The organism is Micromonospora sp. NPDC049004 (assembly GCF_040649315.1).
Lineage (GTDB): Bacteria > Actinomycetota > Actinomycetes > Mycobacteriales > Micromonosporaceae > Micromonospora.
The window spans coordinates 151,451-177,998 of record NZ_JBEZFG010000008.1; the positions used below are offsets into that span (position 1 = coordinate 151,451).

Here is a 26,548-nt window from a genome sequence, read left to right on the forward strand (position 1 = left end):
GCGTCGGCCCGACGCCGCGAGCACTGACGAAATGAGGAGGCACGCGACAGTGAGCGCGACCGCTGGTCAGGCCGCCGACGGGGTACGCAGCCTGGCGGACCGGTTCGGCATCGAACCGGGGATGGTCGTCATGGAGATGGGGTACGACGACGACGTCGACCAGGATCTCCGCGACGCCCTGACCGACCGCTGTGGAGATCTGGTCGACGAGGACACCGACGAGGTGGTCGACGCGGTGCTGGTGTGGTACCGCGACGGCGACGGTGACCTCTTCGAGCTGCTCGTCGACGCCCTCGGCCCGCTGGCCGACAACGGGGTCGTGTGGCTGCTCACCCCGAAGGCGGGGCGTGAGGGGCACGTTGAGCCGAGTGAGGTCGCGGAGTCCGCGCCCACCGCCGGCCTCCAGCAGACCTCGACCGTCAACGCCGGCCGGGACTGGAGCGGCGCCCGCCTGGTGCTGCGCCGAGGGGCCAAGGCCAAGAAGTAGCCCGCCATCGCTTCCTCGCGCCCGGCGGTCCGCACCGCCGGGTGTGGCAGGCTGGCGTCATCCCCCGACTCGACCCCGAGGAGTCCGCATGCCGATCGAGGTTGGCGCCGAGGCGCCCGACTTCGTGCTGAAGGACCAGAACAACCAGGAGGTCCGCCTGTCGGACTTTCGGGGCAGGCGCACCGTGCTGCTGGTCTTCTACCCGCTGGCCTTCACCGGCACCTGCCAGGGCGAGCTGGCCGAGGTGCGGGACAACCTCGACGAGTACGTGAACGACGACGTCCAGGTGCTGACCGTCAGCGTCGACTCGGCCTACAGCCACAAGATCTGGGCCGACCGGGAGGGCTACCAGTTCCCGATGCTTGCCGACTTCTGGCCGCACGGCGCCGTCGCCCAGGCGTACGGGGTCTTCAACGACGTGGCCGGCTTCGCCAACCGGGGCACCTTCGTCATCGACAAGGCCGGCGTGGTCCGCTTCGCCGAGATGAACGGCCCCGGCGAGGCCCGCGACCAGCAGGGCTGGCGCAAGGCCATCGCCGACGCGACCGCCGGATAGTGGTACGCCGTGCGGCCGGGCCGGCGGCGAGCAGGTAGGCTTGCCAGCCACCGGCCCGCCGCACACGGGCGATCCGGGCGCGTAGCTCAGTGGGAGAGCACCCGCCTTACAAGCGGGGGGTCGCAGGTTCGAAACCTGCCGCGCCCACCACCCCTTCCCCAGCAGCAAAAGCCGCCCCGAGAAGATAAGTTCCGGAGCGGTGACAGGAGTGGTGGTCAGCCGTCCGTCGAGCTTCCCGGACGAACGCCTGCCGCATGGCATGAGCTTGGCGCGAGTAGGTCCGGACTCGGCAGTTCACGGCCCGGCTATTCCGCGACGAAGACTCCCACGCCGGGCAGGGTCTCAGTCATACCCTTGATCCGTAATACCTGCATGGCACGGTCGATCACCGGCTCGGTGACCTCGTAGTGCTCGATCAGCTCCCGCCGACTGGGCAGCTTGGAGCCGGGCTGGAACTCGCCGGACGCGATGCGTTCGGCGAGGTCGTCGGCGATCTGTTCGTAGCGGTAACGCGGTGGCACCTGGTTCTCCTCGGTTGGCAACACGAGTAGACCACCTACGTCAGCCCTTGGCTACCCAACGGTACCTGTGGGAGGTTGCCGAGGAGGTCGATTCCTCGGTTGGCGCTGTGGGCCGCCCTCGCCGGCGTGGATGTCCGGCGCGTCCCCGCGTTCGGGCATCCACGCCTCCAGATTGCTGCGGCACGAGGAGGCGGCAGTGCGTCCTTTGACTTGGGCAGCACGGCAGACCACGGCGCGAGCGGGAGTGGCGAGCTGGTGAAGCGAGTCTCGTACGACGAGTACGTCTTGGTGGTGGCGCTGACTTTGGCTCGCCGTCACCGGCCCGTCTGGTCCTGGCGGCATTGGCGGCGCATCTGCCGCTGCGGAGGCGAGCTGCCGTGTCGAAGCCGCCACCGCATTCCGATCAACCGCGGCCACTGGCCCAGCCAGGACGGCCCGTCGTGACCACTCACCACCCGGTCAGGCCGGCCTGGACGTGCGGCGGCTGTGCGGAGGAGTGGCCGTGTCAGACCCGGTGCCGGGAGCTGCGAGCCGAGTACGACCGAGCCCGGGTGTCGCTGGCTCTCTACCTGGCCGACCACCTCGTCGACGCCGCCCAGGACCTGGCCCACGTTCCCGCCAGCCACCTGCACTACCGCTTCCTCGGCTGGACCCGATGAGCATCCTGCGGCCTGGCGACGAGAAGTTCCACTACAGCGACGGCTCCCACAAGTGGATCCCACCGGACCCGGACTACGACCAGGAAGTCTGGGATGAGCAGGTCCGCCAACACAAGCGGGGCCACCTCAGGAACGAGCGCCCGAAGGTTCGCATCCAGCGCCTCGTCTGACGGCGGCGATGTCAGGACTGGGTGCGGGTCCACTGCTGGTTGGTGCCGCTTCCGCAGGTGTACTGGGTGATGTCGGTGCCGTCCGCCGTGCCGCTGCTCACCACGTCCAGGCACTTGCCGCTGTGTCGGGCGCGCAGCTGGTAGTAGGTGCCGGTGGCGACCCACTGCCACTGCTGGTTGGTGCCCCCGCCGCAGGTGTACTGGATGACGTTGGCGTTGTTGGCGGTGGACGCGTCGGCGACGTCGAGGCATTTGCCGCTGTTCTGGTTGACGATCCGGAAGTAGCCGCTGCCGGCGTCGCGGAACTCCCACTTCTGGTTCGCGCCGCCGTTCCAGGACCACTGCTTGACTTCGGCGTTGTCGGTGACGGCCCTGTCCAGCACGTCGACCACCTTGCCGCTGTTGCGGTTGGTGATGCGGTAGTAGGACGGCGCCTGCCCGGTGACGGTGCCCGTGACGGCGTCGATGGTGATGGTGGGATACCAGGTCAGGCTCATGGTCGTGGCGGAGGGGAAGTCGATCGGCAACCACACGTACTGGGAGTCGTTGACCGGCCCGCCCCAGGCGCCGGCCCAGCGGTCGCCGAGGTAGAGGTAGCTCGTCGTCGACGTGCCCTGGATGGGGAGCACGAAGGCCGGCTGAGAGCGGTAGGTGGTCGAGTCGGCGACGTTGGTCATGCCGGTCCACGGACCGGAGATGCTGGACGCTGTGGCGTACCTGGCCTGGTTCGGGCTCCAACCGGTCAGGCCCGAGGTGAGCAGGAAGTAGGTGCTGCCGCGCTTGAACAGGGCCGGTGCCTCACGGTTGCCGTCGTTCCAGAAGTTGCCGACCAGCGTGGCCACGGTGAGGTAGTCGGCGGTGAGGCGGTAGATGAGCAGGTCGCGGTTCTCGTCGCCGGCGGAGATCATGTAGGCCGTACCGCCGTCGTTGTAGAGCGTGATGTCCCGCGACATGTTGCCCAGCGGCCGGAAGCTGCCGTGGTAGGTGTAGGCGCCGTCCACGGTGGCCGAGGAGGCGACGGCGGCCCTGGCCTCGCCGTAGTCGGAGCCGTTCTCCTTGTGCATCCACATCACGTACCGGTTGGTGCTGGCGTTGTAGATGACCTTCGGCCGCTCGATGTTTGCCGATTGCAGTTCCGCCGCCGACGACTGGGTCAGAACGTTGTTGCGGAACTCCCAGTCGCGCAGGTTGGTGGAGCGGTAGACGGAGACCGCCCGGAACGTGTTGTTGGCGTTGCGGTTCTCACCGAACCAGTAGTAGTAGTCGCCGACCTTGAGCACCCCACCGCCGTGCGCGTGCACCAGGTTGCCGGCGGTGTCGGTGAACTGCGTGCCGTTGGGGATCGCGACCGGCTCGGCCTGGGCCGGGGCGGCGGCCAGGGTGGTGACCGCCACGATCGCCGTTCCGGCCAGGGTGAGCGCTGCCACCAGGGATGGCAGCCATCTGTTGCGTCTCACGACGTTCGTCCTTCCGTGGGCGGGCGGCGACCGCCGCCGGCATCGGGGCGGCACCCGCGGACTCCGGCACCATTGGTCGATCCATTCATCAATCTACATCTATCATCGCCGTCGACGACCTCATCCGCCGGCTGGTGCCGTTGGGAGAGCCGGTGAGTCCGACCGGGGTCAGGCGCGATCCGCGACAATCACCCGGCTGCGGGCGAGTGACGTGGCACGGCGGATCGGCAGGGCGAGCGCCCGCGCCGTGTCAAGCAGGTCGTGGTCGCCGGTGACGGTGAAGCCGTGTCGGGCCAGCAGGGCGGTCATGGCGGCGGGCGTCCAGGTCGAGCGCCATGGCTCGGTCGCCCAGAAGCTGCGCCGGCCGGTGGACACCATCAGCAGCCGTGCGACGAGCCGGCCCAGCGTCAGGGATTTCCCGGGCAACTGGAAATTGACGACGAGACGGCTGTGCGGTGCCGAGCAGGCGGCGATCGCGGCGACCGTCGTGGACACTTCGGCCCTGGTCAGATACGGCACGACGCCTTCCCAGATCCACGTCGTCGGCTCGTCGGGGCGGTGCCCGGCGGTTGCCAGCGCCTCGGCGAGCCGGTCACGGCCGAAGTCCACCGCCACGAACGTCGGTGCGGTGCCCGGCAGACCCTCGGCGCGTTCACGTTTGTCGCGTTGGCTGCTCGGCTGGTCGACCTCGAAGACCGCCTTGTCCGCGAGTTCCGGCATCCGCCAGGCGCGACCATCCAGCCCGGCCCCCAGGATCACCACCTGGGAGCTGCGGTGGTCCCGTACGGCGTCGTCGATCGCCACAGTGCGGGGCACCATCATCTCGGCGCAGGCCCGGACCGTCTCGTAGTCGACCCGTTGCCGCCACGGCTGGGGAACAGCGGCATCGCGTACCCACTGGACGGCCTCGCGCTCGTCGGCGCGGAGCAGGCGCGCGGCCGTCGGGTCCGCGAACCGGCCGACAGCGATCAGGCCGTCCGCCGCCGCGCGGCCCTGGCAGACGAGCACCGCCGTACGGCTCGCGGCTGGCGTCCTCGGCATCGCTCGCGCTCCTGTCCGTGTCACCGGCATCGGCTCTGCGTGCCGACGGTACCGCCCCGCGGAGCCGGTCGGCCCGCCGGAGTCGGTGGGCCGCCATCATCACTTGACCGCGCCGGATAGCCTTCGCGGTCATGGGCGCGATCAAACCGTGGCACCTCGCGGTCCTCAGCATCTGTTGTCTGCTGCCGGCGGCGCTGGCGATCGCCGGTGGAGTCTGGGCCGTACGCCGCAACCGCACCCGGCGCTGACCCGACGCGCAGCCCGGCCAGCCTGTTAGCGTCGACGGCCATGACGAACGTCGACGAGCACGGTCATCCCGAGCCGCCCGTCGCGGGCGACGAGACCGCCACACTCCTGGGCTCCCTGGACCGCCAGCGCGCCACACTGGCCTGGAAGACCGGCGGGCTCGACGCCGCCGGCCTGCGGGCGACGCTCGGCCCGTCGTCGATCACCCTCGGTGGGCTGCTCAAGCATCTGGCGCTGGTCGAGGACCTCTACTTCTCGCTCAAGCTGGCCGGACGTTCACCGGGGCCGCCGTGGGACACCGTCGACTGGGACGCGAACCCCGGCTGGGAGTGGCGCTCCGCCGCCGAGGACACCCCCGAGCAGCTCTACACGCTGTGGCGGGAGGCCGTGGCCCGGTCCCGGGCCACGGTCGGCGAGCTGCTCGCCGACGGCGGCCCGGAGCAGCTCGCCCGGGGCGAGTGGCCCGACGGTCGGGTACCCAGCCTGCGCCGGGTCCTGGTCGACCTCATCGAGGAGTACGCGCGGCACGTCGGGCACGCGGACCTGATCCGGGAGTCGGTGGACGGGCTCACCGGCGAGGACCCGCCCCGCTGAACGCGGCCCGCTGCGACCCGGCCCGGGGCACCGCCAGAATGGACGCGTGCAGGACACTGTCGCCATCGCGCTGATCACCTCACTGTCCACGTTGGGCGCCGCGGCCCTGACCGGGCTGATCGGCGCGCTCAGCACCCGCCGGCAACTCGCCCACCAGCTCACCGTCGCCCGGCAGGAGAGCGCCGACCGGTGGGCGACCCGGCGTGACGAGTTGCGCCGCGACGCGTACATCGGGTTCCTCGGTGCCTGCGACGCGGCGTACCGCCGGCTGGACCGGCGGTGGGTCGAGCCGGGCCCGGACGCGGTCAGGCCCGGCTACGACGAGACGTACGCGGCGATGCGCGCGGTCGACGAGGCGTACAACCTGGTGTTGGTGGAAGGGCCGGCGGACGTCGCGTCGGCGGGCCGGTCGGTGCTGGCCAGCCTCACGACGGAGTACGCCGAGCAGCGCCGACTCGCCGACGAGCCGGGCGACGAGACGGCGCCGCTGCGCGACCGGCACCGGGAGCGTTGGCTCGCGGCCGTCGAGGCACGGACCAATCACCGCGTCGCGTTCGTCGACGTCGTGCGTCAGGTGTTGGGCCGGGAGGGGTGACGCGGGCCGGCGGGAGCCCTCGGCGTTCGCCAGGCGGGGTGGGCCACCTCAGCTGGTGAAGCCCCCGTCGACGTTGACCACCGCCCCGGTCACGAAGCCCGCTTCGGGACTGGCCAAATGTGCGACGGTCGCCGCGATCTCGGCCGGGCGTGCGTAGCGACCGACGGCGGTGAATCCGGCGATGGTCGCCGCGTTCGGCCCGTCCGCCGGGTTGGCGTCGGTGTCCGTCGGCCCGGGGTTGACCAGGTTGACGGTGATGCCCCGAGGGCCCAGCTCGCGGGCCAGACCCCGGGTCAACCCGACGAGGGCGGTCTTGCTCATCGAGTACAGGGCCAGCCCGGGGAAGACCACCCGTTCCCCGACGTTGCTGCCGATGCTGATGATCCGTCCACCGTCGCCCAGGTGGCGCAGCGCCTCCCGCACGGCGAGGTACGGCGCCCGTACGTTCACGGCGATCGTCTGCTCCAGCTCCGCTGTGCCGAGATCGTCAATGGCGCCGACCAGGAACACGGCCGCGTTGTTGACCAGGATGTCCAGCCGGCCCAGCTCGGCGGCCGTCCGGTCGACGGCGTCCCGGACGGCCGTCGGGTCGGCACAGTCGGCCTGGATCATCAGGGCCCGCCGGCCCAGCGTCTCGATCTGCTTCACCACTGTCGCCGCCTGCCCGGCGTCCTGCCGGTAGGTGAGCGCCACGTCGGCCCCGTCCTGGGCGAGGCGCAGCGCGATACCGGCCCCGATGCCACGGGAGCCGCCGGTCACCAGGGCGGCCTTGCCGTCAAGTGTCGTCGTCATGCAAACGATCATGTCGATGGTTCGGCGTCGCGTCTGGCGGCCATCGGACCGCTCGCTCCCAGCGCCGGGTCCGTTTTCCGCCGCCGGTCAGGGACGCCCTATCCTCGGAACGGAGCGTACGGGGGAGCGTGATCATGGAGCTGGCAGACATCGACGCCGTGCTGTTCGACATGGACGGCACGCTTGTCGACTCCGACGCCGCCGTCGAGCGTGCCTGGGAGCGCTGGGCGTCCGAGTACGCCGTCGAGCCGGCGGCGGCGCTCGCGATCGCGCACGGCAGACCCGCCGATCAGACGATCCGCCGGCTCCTTCCGTCGCTCGACGACGCGGCGGTCGCCGTGGCCGCGGCCCGGCAGTTGGCGTTGCAGTACGACGACCTGTCCGACGTGACAGCCACCCCGGGCGCCCTCGAGCTGCTGTCGACGGTGGCCCGGTTGGGGATGCCCTGGGCCGTGGTGACCAGCGCCGACCTCCGGCTGGCCGAGGCCCGGCTCGGTGCCGCCGGGATCACCGCCCCCGTGCTGGTCACCGTCGAGGACGTGCGCGCGGGCAAGCCGGCCCCGGAGGGCTACCTGCGCGCCGCCGCGCTGCTCGGCGTGCCACCCGCGCGCTGCCTGGTCGTCGAGGACGCCGAGGTCGGGTTGCAGGCCGGGCGCGCGGCCGGCGCGATGACCGCCGCGCTCAAGGGACTCGACGGCGACCTGCGGCTGGTCGACCTGACGCAGCTGGCGTACGGGTTGGCGTCGGCGCCCACGGCACGCTGACCGGCAGCACCGCGGTACCGGCACCGGCAGCGCGACGGCGTCGACCTGCCGCGTCAGGCGAGCCGCTGGGCCAGCCAGGGGAGCAGGGCGTCGGCCTGCGCCTGCTGGAACGCCCGTACGGTGGGGATGCCGGCCGGCGGCGGACGGCGGGCGCTGTCGGCGAAGAAGCCGGCCAGCCCGGCGTACACCCCGGTCAGCGCCGCCGGGTCGACATCCGCGGTGAGCGGCAACCGGCGCAGCATCGCCTCGGTGTCGTGCCCGCCGTGCAGTCGCACGTTCACCAGCAGCAACGCGGTGTCCAGCCAGGCCGGCCCCCGGCAGGCCCACGGCCAGTCGACGACGGTCACCGTGCGGGCCGCGTCGATCAGCAGGTTGTCGGCCCGTACGTCCACATGGCAGAGCGTGTCCCCGCTCAACGCGGCGACGCCCTCGTCGGCGGCCGTCCGCAGCTCGTCGAGGTGCGCCCGAACCCACGGATCGAGTCGTGGCGGCGGGTCGGCGGCGATCCGGTGCCAGCCGGCGAAGTCCCCGGCCAGCAGGTCGGCGGCCGCCGGGACGTGCGCGACGGGGTTCGGGGTGAGCGCGGCGGCCAGCGCCTCCAGGGCGCCCAGCACGCGGGTCAGCTCGTCGGCCCGCCACGGGGTGCTCGGTTGCCGTCCGTCCACGTCGGAGAAGACCAGCGCCACCCACTCGCCGTCGTCGTGGCAGCCCAGCAGGCGGGGCGTCGGCGCTGTCGCGGGTAGCGCGCCGGCGGTACGGGCCTCGGCGCGGTGCAGGACCGGGCTGTCCGGGTTCAGGGCCGAGCTGACCGCCTTCACGAAGGCCCGCCGGCCGGTCGCGGTGCGGACCCGGTCGGCGGTGCCCGGCGAGAAGCCTCCCGACTGGGACACCGCCTCGATCACCCGGTCACCGATGATGCCCTCCACCGCGGACCGGACCGCCGCTGGCAGATCACCCCAGCCGATCCGCGTCACTGTCCCCTGCATCCCGCCACGGTGCGCCCGGCCCGGCCGACGAACAACCCGTTTTCCGGGCATCTCCGGGGCGATCGGCCGGGTCGAGGCCCATCTCGGGTATCACGGTGGCGGCGCCGCGCGTGGTTCTGCTGCACTACGCGCTGAGTGAGACGTCGAAGGGGAGGCCCCGGTGGAGTTGACATTGACGCCGATGACCGAGCAGGAACTGGCCCGGCTGTGGGAACCGCTGGAGGTGGGCTACGCCGAGGATCTGGCCGCGCACCGGGGCATGACACCGGAGGCGGCCCGGGAGCGGTCGGCGCAGCAGCTGCGGGAAGGGCTGCCGGCGGGCGCGGCCACCGAGGGGGTTCTGCTGCGGATTGCGCGGGTCGACGACACCGAGGTCGGGTGGATCTGGGTGAGCCTGCCCGGGGAAGGCAACGCGGGCGGCCCGACCCGGGCGTGGATTCAGAACATCGAGGTGCATCCGGAGCACCGGGGGCGTGGCCACGCGCGGCGGATGATCCAGCTCATCGAGGCCGAACTGGCCGAACTCGGGGTGCCCGAGCTGGGGTTGAACGTCTTCGGTACGAACACCGTGGCGATGGGGCTCTACCGGAGTCTGGGCTTCGAGGTGACCGCGCAGCAGATGGCCAAGCGCATCGACCCGACGGGCTGAGCCGGGACGGTCCCTCGGGCAGGACTGTTCGCCCGACCAGCGGGAAACCGCTGCGGACCGCACCCGGGGAGGAGCGACGGATGACGCATGGCGCCGGACTGACCATCGGTGTGCTCGGCTCGTACGGCGGCCGGAACCTCGGCGACGAGGCGATCCTCACCGGCCTGCTCACCGATCTACGCACGCAGGAACCGAACGCCCGGATCATCGTCTTCTCCCGCAACCCGGAACACACCCGGGCCGCCCACCCCGACGTGGAGGCGGTGCCCTGGGAGGGCGTCAGCCGTACCGACTCGGCGCTGGTGCTCGCTCAGCTCGACCTGCTCATCCTGGGTGGCGGCGGGATCCTCTACGACCGGGAGGCCCGCCGCTACCTGCGGGTCGTCCGGGTCGCCCAGGAACGGGGCCTGCCCCTCATCACGTACGCGGTGGGAGTCGGGCCGCTCAGCGACGCGGTCGACACCGGGATGGTCCGGGAGACGCTCGCCGGCGCGACCCAGGTGACGGTCCGCGACCAGGAGTCCCGGATGGTCCTGGAAGAGGCGGGACTGCTCAACCCGATCACTGTCACCGCCGACCCGGCGTTCCTGCTGCAGCCGGCCGACTTCCCGGCGCACCTGCTCAGCGAGGAGGGGGTGCCGGCCGGGAAGAGGCTGGTCGGGATCAGCGTGCGCGAGCCGGGACGGGCCGCCGAACGCCTCGACGTCGACGGTTACCACCGGCTGCTGGCCCAGATCGGTGACTTCCTGGTGCACCGCATCGACGCGTACGTGCTGTTCGTGCCCATGGAACGCGACGACATCCGGCACTCGCACGGGGTGTTGTCGCACATGGTCGCCGCCGAGCGGGGGCGGATCCTGCACGGCACCTACTCACCGGAGCAGGTGCTCGGGCTGATGCGCCACTTCGACCTGGCCGTCGGCATGCGCCTGCACTTTCTGATCTTCGCGGCGATGGTGGGCACGCCGTTCCTGCCGTTGCCGTACGCCGGCAAGGTCTTCGACCTGGCCCAGCGGCTCGGTGTGCCGGCGCTGCGGGGCGTGGAGCGGGAGGTGGAGGGGCCGCTGCTGGCCGAGGTCGACCGGCTCTGGGACGAACGCGAGGAACGTGCCGAGGCCACGGCCCGGCGGGTCGCGGAGGTCTGCGAGCAGGCGCGGGGCACCTCGGAGGTCACCCGTGGCGTGCTGGACAGGCTGCGCACTCAGTCCCTCACCCGGGTCTGACCCGGGATCACACCGCCGGCCCGGTCCACCGGTAGCGCCACTCGCGGCTCTCCTCGCGGGCGGACTCCAACTCGTAGATCTGCGCCCCCGCCAGCCCACCGGACCCGATGTGGTGGTGGGTGAGCGGCGGGCGGCCGTTGGTGTCCAGCTCGACGGTCACGGTCTGCCCGTCCGCCGCGCCGCCGACGAGGAGGATCTGCACGGAGGAAGCCATGCGCCCATCCTGCCCGTCGCGACGGCACCTCGCAGCGGGATGCGGGGCAGCGCGGGGGCCCCGACGTGGTTACGGTCGGCGAATGACGGAGCAGACCATCGATCCGACGCTCGGCCCGGTGCTCGCCCGCGTCGGGGACGAGCGCGCCGTGCTGACCTCGTTCCTCGACTTTCACCGTGGCGTGCTGCTGCGCAAGCTGCGTGGCCTGTCCGACGCCGACGCGGCCCGCCGGCTGGTGCCCTCCGCGACCACGCTCGCCGGGCTGGTCAAGCACCTGACGCTTGTCGAGCGGAACTGGTTTCCGGTGCTGCTCGCGCCCGAGCCGGGTGACGTCTACCTGAACTCGGAAGAGGACGCGGTCGCGAGCTTCACCCTCGACGAACGCGACACGCTCGACGGGCTCGTCGAGGCGTACGAGCGGGCCTGCGCCCGGTCCCGGGAGGTCGCCGCGCGTTTCGACCTCGACCACGTGGTGCCGCACCCGCAGCTCGGTGAGGTGTCGGTGCGCTGGATCCTGGTCCACCTGATCGAGGAGACCGCCCGGCACGCCGGTCACGCCGACATCCTGCGCGAACTGACCGACGGGTCGACCGGCGCGCTCTGAGGCCGGCCGCCCCGTCGTCATCCGGCGGGTAACAGGCCCGGCGGATACTCCATGCCGTCGTGGGCGCAGGCCGCTGCGGCGACCCGAGCCGCGTACCGGGCCGCCTCCGTCAGGGGCTCGCCCCGCAGCCTGCCGGCGATCAGCCCGGCCGCGAACGCGTCGCCGGCCCCGTTGCTGTCCACCACCGGTCCCGGCGCGGCGGCGGGCGGCACCACCACCCGCGTGCCGTCGCCCGGGTACAGCTCGGCGCCGTCCGCGCCGCGGGTCACCACAACGGTCCGGGGCGCCAGCGTGCCGGCGAGCGCGGCGGCCCGCTCGCCCAGCCGCACCCCGCTGACCAGGACCAGATCGGCGGCCTCGGCGAACGGCCGGTGGTAGGGGTTCGTGCCGTCCCAGTCGTGCAGGTCGGTGGAGAGCGACACGCCCGCCGGGAGCGCGGCCCGCACGGCGGCCAGCGACGGCACGACCCAATCCATGATCGACAGGTGTACGTGCCGGGCGTCCGCGACCAGTTCGGCGATCTGACCGGGCGAGAACGGCGGTTCGCCCTGCCACGGGCGTGGGTCGTACAGCGAGGTGCGCCGACCGCCCGGGTCCACCAGGTTCACCGACCGCCGGGTGCCGCCGCTGTCCTGCGCCAGCACCGCAGGCACCCCGGCCCGGGTCAGCGCCGCCCGGACCAGATCGCCGGCCGGGTCCGCGCCGAGCGTGTCGACCACCCGGACCCGCAGGCCGAGCGCCCGGCCGGCCAGCGCCACCCCGGCGCCGGTGTTGCCGATGCGCAGCTCGATCGGTTCGACGGTGTGCGAGTCGGCGGCCGGCAGCGGCAGCGCGGGCACCCGAACCCGCACATCCACCCCGAGCCCGCCGACGACCAGGAGATCGACCATGGTGCCGACGCTAGCCCAGCCCGGTGACGGGTGCCGTGTCGCCGACGCGCGGACACCCCACCTGATCAACACAGCGGCCGCGGGTGTCGTGCGGTGGGCGCTGACGCGCGTCGCACCGGGCCGCCTATCCTGGGCGCGGGCGGCAAAGGGGGAGTAGGTGCTGGTCATCCATGGGCTGTGGAAGCCCGGCGACGACTCGACCGCCGGCCTCGCCGTCTGGGCCGAGGACAGCGCCGCGCCGCCGGCTCCGCCGCGCCCCGGCCGACCACCCCGGGAGCGCCCGCATCCCTTCGCCGCCGGCCACGCCGACCTCGTCGCGGCCCTCGCCGACGCGGCCGAACCGGCCCGTCCGGCCACCGCGCTGCTCACCCTGCCCACCCGGGCGGGCGTGCCGACCGACTCACCCGAGCTGATCCGGACCGCCGTCGCACCCCCGGCCCGCGGCCGGCTCACCCTCGCCGCGTGGCAGGTGCCCACCCTGCTGTACGCCCCGGACGACGCCCTTGCACTGCTGCGCGCCCTGGACGACCTCCCGGTGGTGCCCGGGGCGACCCTGCGCCACCTCGCCGAGCTGGCCGACTTCGCCGCCGACCTGGTGGCCCGGGGCCGCGTCCTGCCCGGCGTCCACGCGCCGGTCGACGCGACCGCTGCCGACGTGGCCGCTGCCGGCCCGACCGCTGTCGGCTCGGTCGCTGCCGACGTGGTCGTTGCCGTCCCGGCCGTTGCCGTCCCGGCCGTTGCCGTCCCGGCCGTTGCCGTCCCGGCCGTTGCCGGCTCGGCCGCTGCCGGTGGGGCCGGGTCGGCGGCGGACCGGGCGGGCCAGGTGGTCGCGCGGGCCGTCTGGCGTCCGCTGTTGACCGGCACCGACGCGGCCTGGGCGCGGTCGCTGGCGCTGGCCCTACCGCCCGCCGCCCGCGCGGCGGCCACGTCCGGTGCCACCGAGGTGACGGGTGCGGCGCTGGTGGCGGACGCTCTCGACGCGCTCACCGACGCCGCCGCCCGGGCGGCCCTGGCGGCCACGACGCTGGCCCGAGGGGTGCGTCCCGGTGGGCCCGCGCCGGCCTGGTTGGCCGCGCTCGCCGGTCCCCGCCGCGACTTCACCGTCGACCGGGCCGCACTGGACATGCTGCGCGCCGAACTCGACGACTGGCAGCGCGACGCGGCAGGCGGTGCCGTCCGGGCCAGCTTCCGGCTGGTGGAGCCGGCGCCCGACGAGGTCACCGAGCCGATCCTGGCCACCCGCCAGCTGCCGGGAGATGCGCCGCTCGCCGCCAGCCGGACCGCCGACGCCGTGCCGTCCGCCCCTGCCCCGGGCCGGCCGGGCGGCGGTGCGCTGCCCGAGGGTGCCGCGACGGAAGGCGGCGGTGCGCTGGCCGCGGGTGCTGCGACCGAAGGCGGCCGTCGTCCTGGCGAGCCGGTCGGCAGCGGCCCGGCCGGGTCGGCGGAGGCCAGCGAGGACGCGCCGGCCGTCGGCGCACGGTGGCGGCTGGAGTTCGGGTTGCAGGCGGCCGACGAGCCGGGGCTGCACATCGACGCCGGGGAGGTCTGGCGGGCGCACACGCTCGACGGTCTCGCCGACCGTACGGCCAGCCCGCAGGAGACCCTGCTCGCGGAGCTGGGCCGGGCCAGCCGGCTCTGGCCCGACCTGGACGCCGCGCTGCGCACCGCAGCACCCGAGGCCATGGAGTTGGACGTCGAGGGCGCGCACCGGTTCCTCAGCGAGGGCGCCCCGGTGCTGCACGCCGCCGGTTTCGGGGTGCTGCTGCCGTCGTGGTGGCGGCGTCCGTCGGCGCGGCTCGGCGCTCGGCTGCGCGCCCGCAGCCGGACCGCGCCCGGCACGGTGGCCAGCACCGAGGCCGGAGTCGGGTTGGACGCGCTCGTCGACTACCGCTGGGAGGTCGCGCTCGGCGATCAGCCGCTGTCCGCCGACGAGCTGGCCGCGCTGGCGGAGCTGAAGACCCCGCTGGTACGGCTGCGTGGCCGGTGGGTGGAGCTGGACCCGGGTCGGCTCGCGGCCGGTCTGCGTCTGCTGCGCTCGGCCGGCGAGCTGACCGTCGCCGACCTGTTGCGCCTCGGACTCGCCGACGGCGACGACACCGAGGCGCTGCCGGTGCTGGAGGTGACCGCCGACGGGGCGTTGGGCGACCTGCTCGCCGGTGCTGTCGAACGCCGGCTCACCCCGCTCGACCCGCCGCCGGGCTTTGCGGGGACGCTGCGGCCGTACCAGCGGCGTGGACTGGCCTGGCTGGCGTTCCTGCGGTCGCTGGGCCTGGGCGGCGTGCTCGCCGACGACATGGGGCTGGGCAAGACCGTGCAGTTGCTGGCGCTGCTCGCCGGGGACCCGCCGGACGCCGGGCCGACCCTGCTCGTCTGTCCGATGTCGCTGGTCGGCAACTGGCAGCGGGAGGCCGCGAAGTTCACGCCCGGGCTGCGGGTGCACGTACACCATGGGGCGGAGCGGGCGCGGGGGGCGGAGTTCACGACTGCCGCGCACGGCGCGGACCTGGTCCTCACCACCTACTCGGTGGCGGCGCGCGACGCCGTCGACCTGGCCGGCATCGACTGGCACCGGGTGGTGGTGGACGAGGCGCAGGCGATCAAGAACGCGTCGACCCGGCAGGCCGAGGCGGTCCGCGCGCTGCCGGCCCGGCAGCGGGTGGCGGTGACCGGTACGCCTGTGGAGAACCGGCTCGCCGACCTCTGGTCGATCATGCAGTTCGCCAATCCGGGGCTGCTCGGCCCGGCCGCGACGTTCCGCAAGCGGTTCGCCGAGCCGATCGAGCGGCACGGCGACGCCGAGGCCGCCGAGCGGCTGCGCCGGATCACCGGCCCGTTCGTGCTGCGCCGGCTCAAGACCGACTCGTCGATCATCTCGGACCTGCCGGAGAAGCTGGAGATGGAGGTGCTCTGCAACCTCACCGCCGAGCAGGCAGCCCTGTACCGGGTGGTGGTCGACGACATGCTGGCCCGGATCGAGACCAGCGACGGCATCGAGCGACGCGGGCTGGTGCTGGCCACCATGACCCGGCTCAAGCAGGTCTGCAACCACCCCGCCCAACTGCTGCGCGACGGCTCGGCGCTGGAGGGCCGCTCCGGAAAGCTGGCCCGGCTGACCGAGATCCTGGAGGAGGTGCTGGCGGCGGGAGAGCGGGCGCTGCTGTTCACCCAGTACGCGGAGTTCGGCGCGATGTTGCGCGGCCACCTGTCCGCGCGGTTCGGCCGGGAGGTGCTGTTCCTGCACGGTGGGCTCGGCAAGGCCGAACGGGACGCCCTGGTGCAGCGCTTCCAGTCGGCGGACGGGCCGCCGCTGTTCGTCCTGTCCCTCAAGGCCGGTGGCACCGGGCTCACCCTGACCGCCGCCAACCACGTGGTGCACGTGGACCGGTGGTGGAACCCGGCGGTCGAGGACCAGGCCACCGACCGGGCGTTCCGGATCGGGCAGCGCCGGCGGGTGCAGGTCCGCAAGTTCGTCTGCGCCGGCACCGTGGAGGAGAAGGTCGCCGCGATGATCGCCGACAAGCGCGCCCTCGCCGAGCGGGTGGTGGGCACCGGCGAGCAGTGGATCACCGAGCTGTCCACGGGTCAGCTGCGGGAGCTGTTCGCCCTGGAAGCCGGGGCGGTGGTGGAGTAGTGAGCACCGACCGGTTCGCCGACTACGGGCGACCGCGCAAGGTCGACGGCGGGCTGCGGGCGCGCAGCGCCAAGGGCGCGATCGGGCGGTCCTGGTGGTCCCGGCGCTTCCTGGAGGTGCTGGAGTCGTTCGCGCTCGGCACCCGGCTGACCCGCGGCCGGTCGTACGCGCGGGCGGGCCAGGTGCTCCGGCTCGACATCGCGCCGGGCCGGGTCACCGCCCAGGTGCAGGGTTCCCGGCCCCGGCCGTACGAGGTGTCCATCGCGCTGGCGGCGTTCCCGGCCGAACTCTGGACCCGGATCGAGGACGAGCTGGCCGGGCAGGCGTTCTTCAGCGCCCGCCTGCTCGCCGGGGACCTGCCCGACGAGCTGGAGGAGCTGTTCGTGGCGGCGGGCGCCCCGCTGTTCCCGGCCGCCGTCGACGAGCTGACCCAACGCTGCAACTGCCCCGACTTCGCGGTGCCGTGCAAGCACCTCGCGGCCACGTTCTATCTGCTCGCCGAGGCGTTCGACGCGGACCCGTTCGAGCTGCTGCACTGGCGTGGTCGCTCGCGGGCGGACCTGCTCGACCGGTTGCGCGCCCGGCGGGCCGAGGCCACCGGCACTGCGGTGTCGCCCGCGCCGACCGCCACCCGTGACAAGGACGGGTCCACATCGGACGACGATCCGTCCGCAGTGGACGCCCTGCCGCCGGTCGGTGCGGCCCGGGCGCTCGCCGGGCTGGCGGTCACCCCCCTCGCGGAGGCGGCAGACCGCTTCTGGGCGTCGCCGGTGCCGCTGCCCGACCGGCCACCCCGGCTGGCTACCGGGCCGGATCTCCTGCTGCGCCAACTCGGCCCGCCGGCGCCGGCCATCGGAGGGCCGGGCCTGCTGGAGCGGCTACGTCGCGCGTACCGGGCGTTCGGCCCGGGGTGAGCGGTCACGTCCAGCGGCGGCGGAACCGCCACATGATCGCCGCGTTGGCCACCAGCACCACCGCGCAGATCGCGCCGGCCAGCCGGCCGGCGAACACGGCCATCGCCGGGAGCGACGCCCACAGCACGATGGTCAACAACATCAGGTAGCGGCCCCTGCGGGCTCGGACCCGGTGGTCCAGCCGGGCGAAGAAGGCCGGGTCACTCTCCCGGAGCTGACGGGTGATCTGGTCGAACCTGCGCTGATCCTCTTTGCTGAGCATGGCGCTGCCTTCCCCTCACGCGTTCAGCGGTTCGGCGGCATACCCGCTGCGGCGGCGGCTCACGCTCGCCCGCTCCTCCTACTTTTCCCAGCGTGAGGACACCTCACGTCCGGCTTAGCCGAACCTTAAGTTTGCCTGTGGTGGTGAACGGCGCGGAACGTGTCGCGTACGGCGGTGTGGTCCGATCCGTACCCGGCTGCCGCACGTCCGCCCTGCTGGGAAGGTCCGAGTCCGGCCCGGGTCGCCGGCCCGCCCCGAAGGCTGTGGTGAGGGCTGTCTTAAGTGCCCTCACCGGCGTGTTCGGCTCACCTTGAAGGCACCTGAGCGCTTGGTTACCTTGCCGTAGCAACCCCCTCAGGCAACAGTCGCCGCACCTGCCGCACCCGCTCGGTCGCAGCTTCCGGCGCTCATCAGAAATCGGGATTGGTACATGGCCGACCAGAATGTGCCACCACGTCGACCGCGGGACGACCGCGGCTGGGACGGACGCCAGCACCACACCTCGGACAGCTACGGCGACCCCACCGCGTCCGCGTCGTACGGATACGACTCGCCCCACCCCTACCAGGGCGGCTACCCGGCGCAGGGCGACCCGCGCGAGCAGTACGGCGACGGGTACGCGCACGCCGGACAACCCGCCCCCGCCCCGCGTGGGCCGCAGTGGGTCGGCCCGGAGGGTCTGGGCCGTCCGGCCCCGGCGCGTCCGGCCGGCGCCGGACTGCCCACCCTGGACGATGACGACGAGCCGGGCCGCAAGGTCGGCCGGCGCAAGGCCATTGTCGCGCTCGGTGGCACCGCCGCCGTCGTGGCCGGTGGCGCGGCGCTCGCCATGACGCCGCAGTTCCGCAGCCTCTTCGGTGACGAGGCGGCTGCGGACGCGACGGGCAGCACGGTGACCGACGGGACCGCGGCGCGGCCCAGCGGCCAGCAGCCCAGCACGGTGCGTACCTACACCGAGCAGAACGAGAGCTACATGGGCTCTCGGGCCGGCGAGGCGCTGAAGAAGAACGCGCCGACCGGCGGCCGGACCTTCTCCGGCCCGGCGGCTGCCGCCGCGGAGACCAAGGTGACCGTCAAGACGGTGCTCGCCAAGGACCCGATCCTGCACCTGGCCCGGCGGGCCACCTTCGGCGCGACGCCCGCCGTGGTCGCCGACATCAAGCGCCAGGGCATCGACGCGTGGATCCGCGGACAGCTCGACCCGGACAAGATCGAGCCGAGCAAGGCCGAGCTGAAGCTCGCCGAGCTGCCCACCCAGACGCTCTCCGTCCAGCAGTTGCGCGACCAGCGCGACAAGCTCAACGACCAGGGCGCCCAGCCGGAGCGCGAGGTCGTCGACGCCACCCTGGCCCGGCAGATCTGGTCGAAGCGCCAGCTGTTCGAGGTGATGGTCGACTTCTGGAACGACTTCCTGCACGTCGCCGCCGACTTCGACGGCGGCGAGGTGTACCGCACGTCGTTCGACAAGGACGTGGTGCGCAAGCACGCGCTGGGCAGCTACCCCGAGATGCTGGTCGCGGCGAACAAGCACCCCGCGCTGCTGATCTACCTGAACCAGAAGGACTCCCGCAAGGACGCGATCAACGAGAACCTGGCCCGGGAGAACCTGGAGCTGTACTCGGTAGGCGTCGACGGTGGCTACACCGAGAAGGACGTGCGCCAGGCCGCCATGCTGCAGACCGGCCGTGGCGTCGACGACAAGGGCCAGTACGTCCTGCGCGTCAACCAGCACTACATGGGCAAGGTGAAGGTCCTCGGCTTCACCCACGCCAACACGTTCAGCATCAAGGACGTCAACAACCCGACGGCCAAGGAGATCGCCGCCGTGGACGCGGTGATCGACAAGTACATCACCTACATCGCGCTGCACCCCTCGACCGCGAAGTACGTGGCGCAGAGCCTCGCGACCCGGTTCGTCTCGGACACCCCGCCGAAGTCCCTCGTGGACCGGCTGGCCAAGTCGTACACCAGCAACAACGGCATGATCAAGCCGGTGCTGATGACGCTGTTCAGCTCGTCGGAGTTCTGGGCGGCGGTGGGTCAGAAGGTGCGCCGGCCGATGGAGTACCTGGTCGGCACGTACCGCGCCCTGGGTGTCTCGCCGGAGGCGTCGGCGAAGAACGACAACGGCGACAACAAGCGCACCCCGTTCGCCCGGGGCCTGCGGCAGATCCACGACAAGCTGCGCGAGCTGGGCCAGTACCCGATGGGCCAGCCCACCCCGGACGGCTACCCCGACGTCTACGTCGCGTGGACCTCGGCCGGCACGATGGTCAACGGCTGGAACGAGGCCGGCGAGATCGTGGCGGGCTACCGCACCGTCTTCACGTACACGGCGCCGGAGAAGCTGGTCGCCAAGCCGCCGGCCACCGCCGGGGCGTACGTGGACGCGCTCTCGATGCGACTGGTCAACCAGAAGCTGAGCACCCGGGAGAAGAACCTGATCCTCGGCGTGGCCGGCGTGCCGGCGACCGCCAAGGTCGATGCCACGTTCAACGGGGCCATCACCGCCGTCGCGCGGGCGATCCTCGCGTCCCCCCAGCACCACCTCCGGTGAGGCACCCGATGGAGAAGACTGTGTACAACTCTTTCCCCCTGCACCCCGAATGCCCCGACCTCGGGCGGCTGGCCGACAACCCGGCCGAGGCGCTGCTGCGCGCGGAGGCCGACCTGGTCGCCGCCGAGAACGCGGCCGAGGCCGACCGCTACCGCACGCTTGAGGACCTGGAGGAGGCCCAGCAGGACGGCCGCGGCGTCACCCGGCGGACGTTCGTCGCCGGTGCGGCGGCGACCGCCACCGCCCTGGCCACCGCCCAGTTCGTCACCACCTCGGCGTCGTTCGCGGCGACCAAGACCGGCACCCTGATCCACGTCTTCCTCTACGGCGGGCTGGACGGGCTGAGCCTCGTCGCGCCGGACAACGACCCGGTGCTCGCCAAGGGTCGCCCCGAGCTGTTGCTCGGCAACGACTCGCTGGCCCTGAGCCGCGGCTTCAAGCTGACCAGCGCGTTCAAGCCGCTGGAGCAGTACCTCAAGGCCGGTCAGCTCGGCTTCATCCCGGCGGTCTCCGACGAGCGGCTGTCCCGCAGCCACTTCCAGGCCGCGGACGCCTGCAACCTGGGCGGTCTGCCCAACGAGACCGGCGGCCGGGGCTGGCTCGACGGACTGGTCGACAACCTCGGCAAGGGCACCGCGTTCCGCAGCGTCGGCATCGGCAGCACGCTGCCCCGCTCGCTGGTCGGCAACAACGGCGCGCTCTCGCTGAACAACGTCGGCTCGCTGCGGCTCAACGGCGACGACAAGTTCCGGGCCGCCACCGAGAAGGCCATCAAGGGGCTCTTCACCGGGATCAACCACCCGGTCGAGGAGGCCGTGCAGGAGGGCATGGGCGCGCTGGCCACGGCGCAGAAGCTCGCCGCCAAGCCGTACCAGCCCGCCGCGGGCGTCAAGTACGAGGGCGTCGGCAACGCGTTCCAGCAGCTCGCCCAGTTGATCAAGGGCGGCGCCAACGTCCGGGTCGCCACCGTCGGCATGGGCGGCTACGACACCCACGAGAACCAGGGCACCCAGGCGGGCGGTCAGCTGCACCGCCGGCTGGGCGAGCTGGCCAGCGCGATGGCCGCCTTCTTCACCGACCTCGGCCCGCAGGCTGCCGACGTGACGATCATGGTGTCCAGCGAGTTCGGCCGCCGGGTCGGCTCCAACAAGGGCGGCACCGACCACGGGCACGGTGGCGTGGTCACCGTCCTGTCCGGCAAGAAGCTGGCCGGCTCGCTGCTGGGCACCTGGAACGGCCTGGACAAGCTGGACTCCGGCGACGTGCCGGAATACAACAACATGTTCAACGTGTACGGCTCCCTGGCGCAGGGCCGCTTCGGGCTCACCAACGCCGAGGTGCAGAAGGTGTTCCCCCGCATGAAGTACGCACCGATGAAGCTGTACGCGTGACGCATTCGCACACCCACGCCGCCGGCCGCCGCACCGGGACGACCTCGTCCCGGCACGGCGGCCGGTCGGCTGCGCCCGTACCCCCGCAGATCCCGGCGCGGCGCGGACCCGGCGGCCGCCGGCTGCTGGCCGCGCTGCTCCTGGTCGGGCTGCTCGCCAGCGTGCTGCCCTGGTGGCTGGGCACCCCCGCCGGCTCGCTGCGGACCACCGCGGCCACCGTCACCGCCGCCGGCCGGATCACCGGCCTGATCGCCGGCTACCTGCTGCTCGTGCAGGTGCTCATGATGAGCCGGCTGCCGGTGCTGGAGCGGTGGATCGGCGGCGAGCAGCTCGCCCGCTGGCACCGCGACATCGGCGCGACGCTGCTGGTAGCCGTGCTGTCGCACCTGTCGCTGATCCTCGTCGGGTACGCCGACCTGCGGAACCAGTCGGTCCTGGCCGAGGTGGGCACGCTGCTCGGCGACTACGAGGACATGCTCTCGGCCTTCGTCGCCACCGGCATCATGCTCGTGGTCGGCTTCAGCAGCGTCCGGGCGATCCGTCGGGCGCTGCCCTACGAGGTGTGGCACCTGCTGCACCGGTCGAGTTATCTGGTGCTGCTGCTCGGTTACGGGCACCAGTTCACCCACGGCGCGCAGCTCTACAAGCCGGGCCCGGTGCGGACCGGCTGGATCGCGCTCTACCTGCTGGTGGTCGCCGCCCTGCTCTGGGGCCGGGTGATCGCGCCACTGGCGTTCAACCTGCGCTACCGGCTGCGGGTCGCCGACGTGGTCGCGGAGAGCCCGGACACCATCTCCATCTACCTCACCGGGGAGCGGCTGGGTCGCCTGGAAATGCTCGGCGGGCAGTACTTCCGCTGGCGCTTCCTCACCCCCGGCTGCTGGTGGCAGTCGCACCCCTTCTCCGTCTCGGCCGCCGCCAACGGCCGCTGGCTGCGACTCACCGTCAAGGTCGTCGGCCGGCACACCGCCGACCTGCGCGACCTGGAACCGGGGACCCGGGTGTGGGCGCACGGCCCGTCGGGCACCTTCACCGCCGCGCACCGGGTGCGCGAGCGGGCGCTGCTGATCGCCGGTGGCAGCGGCATCACGCCCATCCGGGCCATGCTGGAGGAGCTGCCGCCGGGCGCGGCCCTGATCTACCGGGCCCGTACGCCTGCCGACGTGCTGCTCAGCCGGGAGCTGGACTGGCTGGCCCAGGAACGCGACACGTCGATCTGGTACGTCATCGGCTCCCGCGACGACCCCGGCCCCCGCCAGCTGATGAGCCCGGACGGGCTGCGCCAACTGGTGCCCGACGTGGCCCGGCGCGACGTCTATCTCTGTGGGCCTCCCGGGCTGGTCGAGCAGTCGGTGCGCGCGCTGCGCCGCGCCGGCGTGCCCCGCCGGCAGATCCACCTGGCCACCTTCGAGCTGTAGGAAGGCATCGCATGCGTCGCGCGTTGTTCGCGATCACCGGACTGGCTGCCAGCACGACCGCGCTGGTGGTGCTCAAGGGCTCGCCCGGCGCCACCCAGGTCGCCCAGAACCTGCCGACCGCGCAGCCGGTCAACCCCTCCGGGCCGGGCGTCGACCCGAGCCTCGCCCCGGCCGCCGACCCGACCGCCGGGGCACCGAAGCCGTCGGTGACCGCCGGCCCGTCGTCGTCGCCCAAGCCGACCAGGACCACCGCGCGGCCGTCGGGCACCAAGACCACCGCGAAGGCCCCGACCGCGCCGCGCACCACCACCAAGGCGCCCCAGTCGACCACCCGCCGGGTGACCGGATCGGAAGAGAAGAACGAGTACGGGTACGTGCAGGTCCAGATCGTGGTCTCCGGCAACAAGATCGTCGACGCGGTGACGTTGCAGCTGCCCAGCGGTGGAGAGTCCGACATCCACAGCGGCGACGTCCGGAGCATGTACAACGGCTCCGGCGGTGAGGTGGTGCAGAAGCAGAGCGCCAACCTCAACACCGTCTCCGGCGCCACCGAGACCAGCAACTCGTACAAGCAGTCGCTGCGGGCCGCGATCGAGCAGGCGTTCTGACGTGCCGCCCGCGCTGACCCGACCCGGGCTGTGCCGGGTCGAACAGATCATGGGTACGACGATCACCCTGGACCTCGCCGACGACCTGCCGTCCGCGCGCCTGCGGGAGCTGGCCGATGACGTCTTCGCCTGGATGCGCGAGGTGGACGGCCGCTTCAGCACGTACAAACCCGACAGCGAGGTGTGCCGCTTCGACCGGGGCGAGGTGCTGCTCTCCGAGGCGTCGGCGGACCTGCGCTTCGTGCTGGAGGCGTGCGCCGACCTGTGGGGCGCCACCGACGGCTTCTTCGACGCGTACGCCACCGGGCGGCTCGACCCGTCCGGGTTCGTGAAGGGCTGGGCGGCGCAGGTCGCCTCCGACCGGCTGCTCGCCGCCGGCGCGGCGAACCACTGCGTCAACGCCGGCGGTGACGTGCGCGTCCGCGGCTTCTCGCCGACGGGGGAGCCGTGGCGGATCGGCATCCGGCACCCCTGGGACGCGATGGCGACGTGTCTGGTGCTCGCCGGCACCGACCTGGCCGTGGCCACCTCCGGGGTCTACGAGCGCGGTCGGCACGTGCTGGATCCCCGGCGGGGTGCGCCGGCCGGCGGGCTGCGCTCGGTGACAGTGGTCGGCAGCGATCTCGGCGTCGCCGACGCGTACGCCACCGCCGCCCTGGCCATGGGCGCGGCGGGGATCGGCTGGCTGGACCGTCTGACGGACCACACACACGCGGTCGTCACCGACGACGCCCGCCAGTTCCACTCCACCGCGCTCCCCCTGACGGTCTAGACCCCGCGCCCGTGTCCGCGATCTTGCAGTTTCTGTCGCTGCTTCGTCGCCCTTTGACAGGGCTTGCCGCGACACAAAGTGCAAGATCGGCGGCGTGGGGTGGGTGGGGGTGGGGTCTAGCGCAGCGGGCGATGGGTGCCGGCGGGGCGGGTGCCGGTGGGGCGGGGCCGCCCGGGGCGCGAGCCGGCCGGGCGGGTGCCCGCCCAGCGGTGCCGCCGGTGGCTGCGACGGGGCGGTTCGGTGCCGCCGGGATACGGCGATCTGTCGTGCGTGGACATCGTTCCCCCGTTCGTGGCGCGCGTTCGCGCTGTCACCTGCTCAACGAGCACCGGCCGCTCGGCGACGCTGTCGGCCACCGGATCGAATCGTCGGCCGGGGCCGGGTCACCTGCCCCGGCGGGGCAGGGGCAGGTGACCCGGGAGCAGGTCGGGGGCGAGCGTCACCCCGCTGGCCAGCAGCGCCTCGATCAGGGTGTTCTGCACCAGGTAGGAGTCCGGAAGCTGCCAGCGGGCCTGCTCCGGGGCGACCGCCCAGCGGACGGTCCCCTCGGGCAGCCGGGTGGGTGGCGCCGGGATCCACGAGCCCGGCCCGTGCCGCACGACGTGGAAGCAGTGCTCCAACTCCGGTCGGAGCGGGTCGCCGGGGCGGACCAGGAACATCCACCGGCCGGTGGGCGTGACCAGCACGGGCCCGCGTACGCCGGTGCCGGCCGGGTGGACCTGCACGGCGTCGAGCACGTGCCGACCGAGGTGGGCGGGCACCTCCAGCACGTCGAAGGTCCGCCCGGTGGGCAGCAGCACGCCGTGCGGGCGGGTGCGCCACCAGGTGGCCACCCGGGCCGGGTCGGTGGTGGCGGCCAACTCCCAGTTCTCCAGGGCGGGGTGGCAGCCCACCGTGGGGCAGCCGGCCCGACCGCACACGAACCGGCTGCGGGCGAGGCACGCGCCGGGGGTCACCTCCCAGCCGTGTACGGCGTACCGGATGGCGACCCGGCGCAACCGGACGCGTTCCAGCGGCGACAGTTCGGCGACGCGCGGTACGACGTTCCCCCACATGTGTGCCATCTCCCCTCGTCGGGCCCGGCGAACGCCAGGTCGCATGTCGAGCACCGTCACTGCCGTAACCCACGATCGTTGAGGTTGACGAACGGCTCGTGCAACTTGCACGAAAAGTACGAGGACTGGCTGTCCGGCTGACGTACAGACTGTGCGACCAGCGAAAACTGCAAGACGAACGATGGATCGCCGCACCCGCGGACATCGCCGGCACCCGATGGGTGGTGGCGGCAGGGGAGGGATGGGGAGATGGACGAGCTACCCATTGGACGGCGAGTGGCCTACTGGCGTGGGCGACGCAAGATGTCGCAGCAGGTCTTCGCCGACCGCCTGGGCAAGTCGAAGAGCTGGGTGGACAAGGTCGAGCGGGGCGTTCGCCGGCTGGACAAGTTCTCCGTCCTCTACGAGATCGCCGACATCCTGCAGATGGACGTGCAACTGCTGCTGGGCCGTGACCCGGAGCGGCGTACCGACGCGCTGAACTGCATCGACCAGGTCGAGGTGCAGGAGATCCGGGCGGCCCTGGAGCGGTACGACTCGATGAGCGCCTACTTCGACGCCGTGCCGTACCCGCCTCCGCTGGACGACATGCGCAAGGCCGTCAACCATGCCTGGCTCACCTACCAGTACGGCCGCTACGGAATGCTCACCCGGGCGCTGCCCAAGCTGCTGCGCGACGCTCAGGCGGCCGACGCCGCCTACGGGGGAGCGCAGGCGCCGGAGGCGGCCCACCTGCTCGGGCAGGTCTACCAGATCGCCTCGTCGGTGCTGCGCAAGCTCGGCGAGTGCGAGCTGGCCTGGCTGGCCGCCGACCGGTCGATGGCGGTGGCCCAGCGGGCCGACGACCCGCTGCTGGCCGGCATCGCCACCACCCGGGTCTGCAACGCCCTGGTCGCCATGGGTCGGGCCCGGCCGGCTCTGGAGCTGAACGTCCAGATCGCCAACCGGTTGGCTCCGGGCGGCAGCAACGAGGTCTCCCCGGCCCGGCTGTCCGTCTACGGGATGCTGCTGTTGCAGGGGGCCATGGCGGCGTCGCGGATCGGCGACTCGGCAAGCGTCGACGACCTGATCAACTGTGCGCAGGAGGCCGCCACCCTGCTCGGCGGCGACTACAACCACTACTGGACCTCGTTCGGCCCGACGAACGTCGAGTTGCACCGGGCCGCTGCCGCCGTCGAGCTGGGTGACGGGGGCCGCGCGGTGGAGGTGCACCAGGTGCGCATCGTGGAGCCCGCGTTCAACGCGCTGCTGCCCGAGCGCCGTGCCCACCACCTGCTCGACATCGCCCGGGGGTACGCCCAGATCGGCGACGTGGCGAACGCCGGCGAGATGCTGCTGCTCGGCGATCGGCTCGCGCCGTCGGAGATCCGCTGCCGGCCGATCGCCCACGAGGTGATGTCGGACGTCCTTCGTCGCACACGTGGTGCGCCGCCTTCTCCGATTGCGGAGTTGGCTGAGCACATGGGAGTAGGGGTATGAGCGCGGAGCCGGC

General features: G+C 72.6%; 26 protein-coding genes and 1 tRNA gene. 18 read left to right on the forward strand and 9 right to left on the reverse strand.

The genetic code is table 11. The annotated features are described in order from the left end of the window. Positions 1-49 precede the first annotated feature (49 nt). The 3 genes from AB0B97_RS23800 to AB0B97_RS23810 all read left to right on the forward strand — a co-directional run bounded on the left by AB0B97_RS23800 (position 50) and on the right by AB0B97_RS23810 (position 1,193). Positions 50-487 (forward strand): DUF3052 domain-containing protein, encoded by a 438-nt coding sequence (locus AB0B97_RS23800; protein WP_030330240.1) that lies wholly within the window; start codon positions 50-52, stop codon positions 485-487. Between the two features lie 88 nt (positions 488-575). Beyond that, positions 576-1,043, forward strand: a complete 468-nt coding sequence (locus tag AB0B97_RS23805; protein WP_357496510.1) for a peroxiredoxin — start codon at positions 576-578, stop codon at positions 1,041-1,043. Between the two features lie 75 nt (positions 1,044-1,118). Further along, positions 1,119-1,193: transfer RNA gene (locus AB0B97_RS23810), tRNA-Val, on the forward strand. A 155-nt stretch (positions 1,194-1,348) separates the two neighbouring features. On the opposite strand, the gene AB0B97_RS23815 is transcribed toward AB0B97_RS23810, so the two are convergent. Beyond that, on the reverse strand, positions 1,349-1,588 hold the full coding sequence (locus AB0B97_RS23815) for a winged helix-turn-helix domain-containing protein (protein WP_357496512.1): 240 nt from the start codon (positions 1,586-1,588) through the stop codon (positions 1,349-1,351). A gap of 631 nt (positions 1,589-2,219) precedes the next feature. Between AB0B97_RS23815 and AB0B97_RS23820 the strand changes: the two genes are divergently transcribed. Beyond that, the gene (locus AB0B97_RS23820) at positions 2,220-2,393 is read left to right on the forward strand and encodes a hypothetical protein (protein WP_357496514.1); all 174 of its coding nucleotides are present in this window, start codon (positions 2,220-2,222) and stop codon (positions 2,391-2,393) included. A gap of 11 nt (positions 2,394-2,404) precedes the next feature. Here the strand turns inward: AB0B97_RS23820 and AB0B97_RS23825 are convergent, their stop codons facing one another. Then, a complete protein-coding gene (locus tag AB0B97_RS23825) occupies positions 2,405-3,850 on the reverse strand; it encodes an RICIN domain-containing protein (protein WP_357496516.1) in 1,446 nt (481 codons plus the stop codon). 168 nt (positions 3,851-4,018) lie between these two features. After that, the gene (locus AB0B97_RS23830; protein WP_357496518.1) at positions 4,019-4,891 is read right to left on the reverse strand and encodes a class I SAM-dependent methyltransferase; all 873 of its coding nucleotides are present in this window, start codon (positions 4,889-4,891) and stop codon (positions 4,019-4,021) included. Positions 4,892-5,179: 288 nt separating this feature from the next. On the opposite strand from AB0B97_RS23830, the gene AB0B97_RS23835 reads away from it, so the two are divergent. Together AB0B97_RS23835 and AB0B97_RS23840 are read left to right on the forward strand one after the other, a co-directional pair. Beyond that, on the forward strand, positions 5,180-5,731 hold the full coding sequence (locus AB0B97_RS23835; RefSeq protein WP_357496520.1) for a DinB family protein: 552 nt from the start codon (positions 5,180-5,182) through the stop codon (positions 5,729-5,731). A gap of 46 nt (positions 5,732-5,777) precedes the next feature. After that, positions 5,778-6,326 carry a hypothetical protein gene (locus AB0B97_RS23840; protein ID WP_357496522.1) on the forward strand — a complete coding sequence of 183 codons (549 nt, stop codon included), beginning with the start codon at positions 5,778-5,780 and terminating at the stop codon, positions 6,324-6,326. 48 nt (positions 6,327-6,374) lie between these two features. On the opposite strand, the gene AB0B97_RS23845 is transcribed toward AB0B97_RS23840, so the two are convergent. After that, a complete protein-coding gene (locus tag AB0B97_RS23845; RefSeq protein ID WP_357496524.1) occupies positions 6,375-7,118 on the reverse strand; it encodes an SDR family oxidoreductase in 744 nt (247 codons plus the stop codon). A 134-nt stretch (positions 7,119-7,252) separates the two neighbouring features. Between AB0B97_RS23845 and AB0B97_RS23850 the strand changes: the two genes are divergently transcribed. After that, positions 7,253-7,882 carry an HAD-IA family hydrolase gene (locus tag AB0B97_RS23850; RefSeq protein WP_357496526.1) on the forward strand — a complete coding sequence of 210 codons (630 nt, stop codon included), beginning with the start codon at positions 7,253-7,255 and terminating at the stop codon, positions 7,880-7,882. Between the two features lie 53 nt (positions 7,883-7,935). Here AB0B97_RS23850 and AB0B97_RS23855 read toward each other — a convergent pair whose 3' ends face one another. Continuing rightward, complete coding sequence (locus AB0B97_RS23855; protein WP_357496528.1) at positions 7,936-8,868, reverse strand: phosphotransferase; 933 nt, start codon at positions 8,866-8,868, stop codon at positions 7,936-7,938. A gap of 160 nt (positions 8,869-9,028) precedes the next feature. On the opposite strand from AB0B97_RS23855, the gene AB0B97_RS23860 reads away from it, so the two are divergent. Together AB0B97_RS23860 and AB0B97_RS23865 are read left to right on the forward strand one after the other, a co-directional pair. Then, positions 9,029-9,517, forward strand: a complete 489-nt coding sequence (locus AB0B97_RS23860; protein ID WP_357496530.1) for an N-acetyltransferase — start codon at positions 9,029-9,031, stop codon at positions 9,515-9,517. Between the two features lie 80 nt (positions 9,518-9,597). Then, entirely contained in the window at positions 9,598-10,740 is a 1,143-nt protein-coding gene (locus tag AB0B97_RS23865; protein WP_357496532.1) for a polysaccharide pyruvyl transferase family protein, read from the forward strand. A gap of 7 nt (positions 10,741-10,747) precedes the next feature. On the opposite strand, the gene AB0B97_RS23870 is transcribed toward AB0B97_RS23865, so the two are convergent. Further along, on the reverse strand, positions 10,748-10,954 hold the full coding sequence (locus AB0B97_RS23870) for a hypothetical protein (protein ID WP_357496534.1): 207 nt from the start codon (positions 10,952-10,954) through the stop codon (positions 10,748-10,750). Positions 10,955-11,036: 82 nt separating this feature from the next. On the opposite strand from AB0B97_RS23870, the gene AB0B97_RS23875 reads away from it, so the two are divergent. Continuing rightward, complete coding sequence (locus tag AB0B97_RS23875) at positions 11,037-11,558, forward strand: DinB family protein (protein WP_234589233.1); 522 nt, start codon at positions 11,037-11,039, stop codon at positions 11,556-11,558. 17 nt (positions 11,559-11,575) lie between these two features. Here the strand turns inward: AB0B97_RS23875 and AB0B97_RS23880 are convergent, their stop codons facing one another. Then, positions 11,576-12,448, reverse strand: coding sequence for a PfkB family carbohydrate kinase (locus AB0B97_RS23880; protein ID WP_357496536.1), 873 nt, complete (start codon positions 12,446-12,448; stop codon positions 11,576-11,578). Positions 12,449-12,605: 157 nt separating this feature from the next. Between AB0B97_RS23880 and AB0B97_RS23885 the strand changes: the two genes are divergently transcribed. Both AB0B97_RS23885 and AB0B97_RS23890 read left to right on the forward strand, forming a co-directional pair. Continuing rightward, on the forward strand, positions 12,606-16,079 hold the full coding sequence (locus tag AB0B97_RS23885; RefSeq protein WP_357496538.1) for a DEAD/DEAH box helicase: 3,474 nt from the start codon (positions 12,606-12,608) through the stop codon (positions 16,077-16,079). Then, on the forward strand, positions 16,079-16,993 hold the full coding sequence (locus AB0B97_RS23890; RefSeq protein ID WP_357496540.1) for an SWIM zinc finger family protein: 915 nt from the start codon (positions 16,079-16,081) through the stop codon (positions 16,991-16,993). The genes AB0B97_RS23885 and AB0B97_RS23890 overlap by 1 nt, the downstream gene beginning before the upstream one ends. A gap of 4 nt (positions 16,994-16,997) precedes the next feature. On the opposite strand, the gene AB0B97_RS23895 is transcribed toward AB0B97_RS23890, so the two are convergent. Beyond that, positions 16,998-17,255: a DUF3040 domain-containing protein gene (locus tag AB0B97_RS23895; protein ID WP_234586377.1), complete on the reverse strand. Its 258-nt coding sequence runs from the start codon at positions 17,253-17,255 to the stop codon at positions 16,998-17,000. A 430-nt stretch (positions 17,256-17,685) separates the two neighbouring features. On the opposite strand from AB0B97_RS23895, the gene AB0B97_RS23900 reads away from it, so the two are divergent. Genes AB0B97_RS23900 through AB0B97_RS23920 form a run of 5 tightly spaced genes read left to right on the forward strand, consistent with a single transcriptional unit; the run spans position 17,686 to position 24,001 of the window. Beyond that, on the forward strand, positions 17,686-19,812 hold the full coding sequence (locus AB0B97_RS23900; protein ID WP_357496542.1) for a DUF1800 family protein: 2,127 nt from the start codon (positions 17,686-17,688) through the stop codon (positions 19,810-19,812). Between the two features lie 8 nt (positions 19,813-19,820). Continuing rightward, positions 19,821-21,203, forward strand: coding sequence for a DUF1501 domain-containing protein (locus AB0B97_RS23905; RefSeq protein WP_357496544.1), 1,383 nt, complete (start codon positions 19,821-19,823; stop codon positions 21,201-21,203). Next, positions 21,200-22,621, forward strand: coding sequence for a ferredoxin reductase family protein (locus AB0B97_RS23910; RefSeq protein WP_357496546.1), 1,422 nt, complete (start codon positions 21,200-21,202; stop codon positions 22,619-22,621). Before AB0B97_RS23905 ends, AB0B97_RS23910 begins: the two co-directional genes overlap by 4 nt. An 11-nt stretch (positions 22,622-22,632) precedes the next feature. Continuing rightward, complete coding sequence (locus tag AB0B97_RS23915) at positions 22,633-23,229, forward strand: FMN-binding protein (protein WP_357496548.1); 597 nt, start codon at positions 22,633-22,635, stop codon at positions 23,227-23,229. Between the two features lie 49 nt (positions 23,230-23,278). Next, complete coding sequence (locus AB0B97_RS23920) at positions 23,279-24,001, forward strand: FAD:protein FMN transferase (RefSeq protein WP_357496803.1); 723 nt, start codon at positions 23,279-23,281, stop codon at positions 23,999-24,001. A gap of 383 nt (positions 24,002-24,384) precedes the next feature. Here AB0B97_RS23920 and AB0B97_RS23925 read toward each other — a convergent pair whose 3' ends face one another. Then, the gene (locus AB0B97_RS23925; RefSeq protein WP_357496805.1) at positions 24,385-25,056 is read right to left on the reverse strand and encodes a bifunctional DNA primase/polymerase; all 672 of its coding nucleotides are present in this window, start codon (positions 25,054-25,056) and stop codon (positions 24,385-24,387) included. A 249-nt stretch (positions 25,057-25,305) separates the two neighbouring features. Between AB0B97_RS23925 and AB0B97_RS23930 the strand changes: the two genes are divergently transcribed. Next, complete coding sequence (locus AB0B97_RS23930; RefSeq protein WP_234586449.1) at positions 25,306-26,535, forward strand: helix-turn-helix domain-containing protein; 1,230 nt, start codon at positions 25,306-25,308, stop codon at positions 26,533-26,535. Positions 26,536-26,548 lie beyond the last annotated feature (13 nt).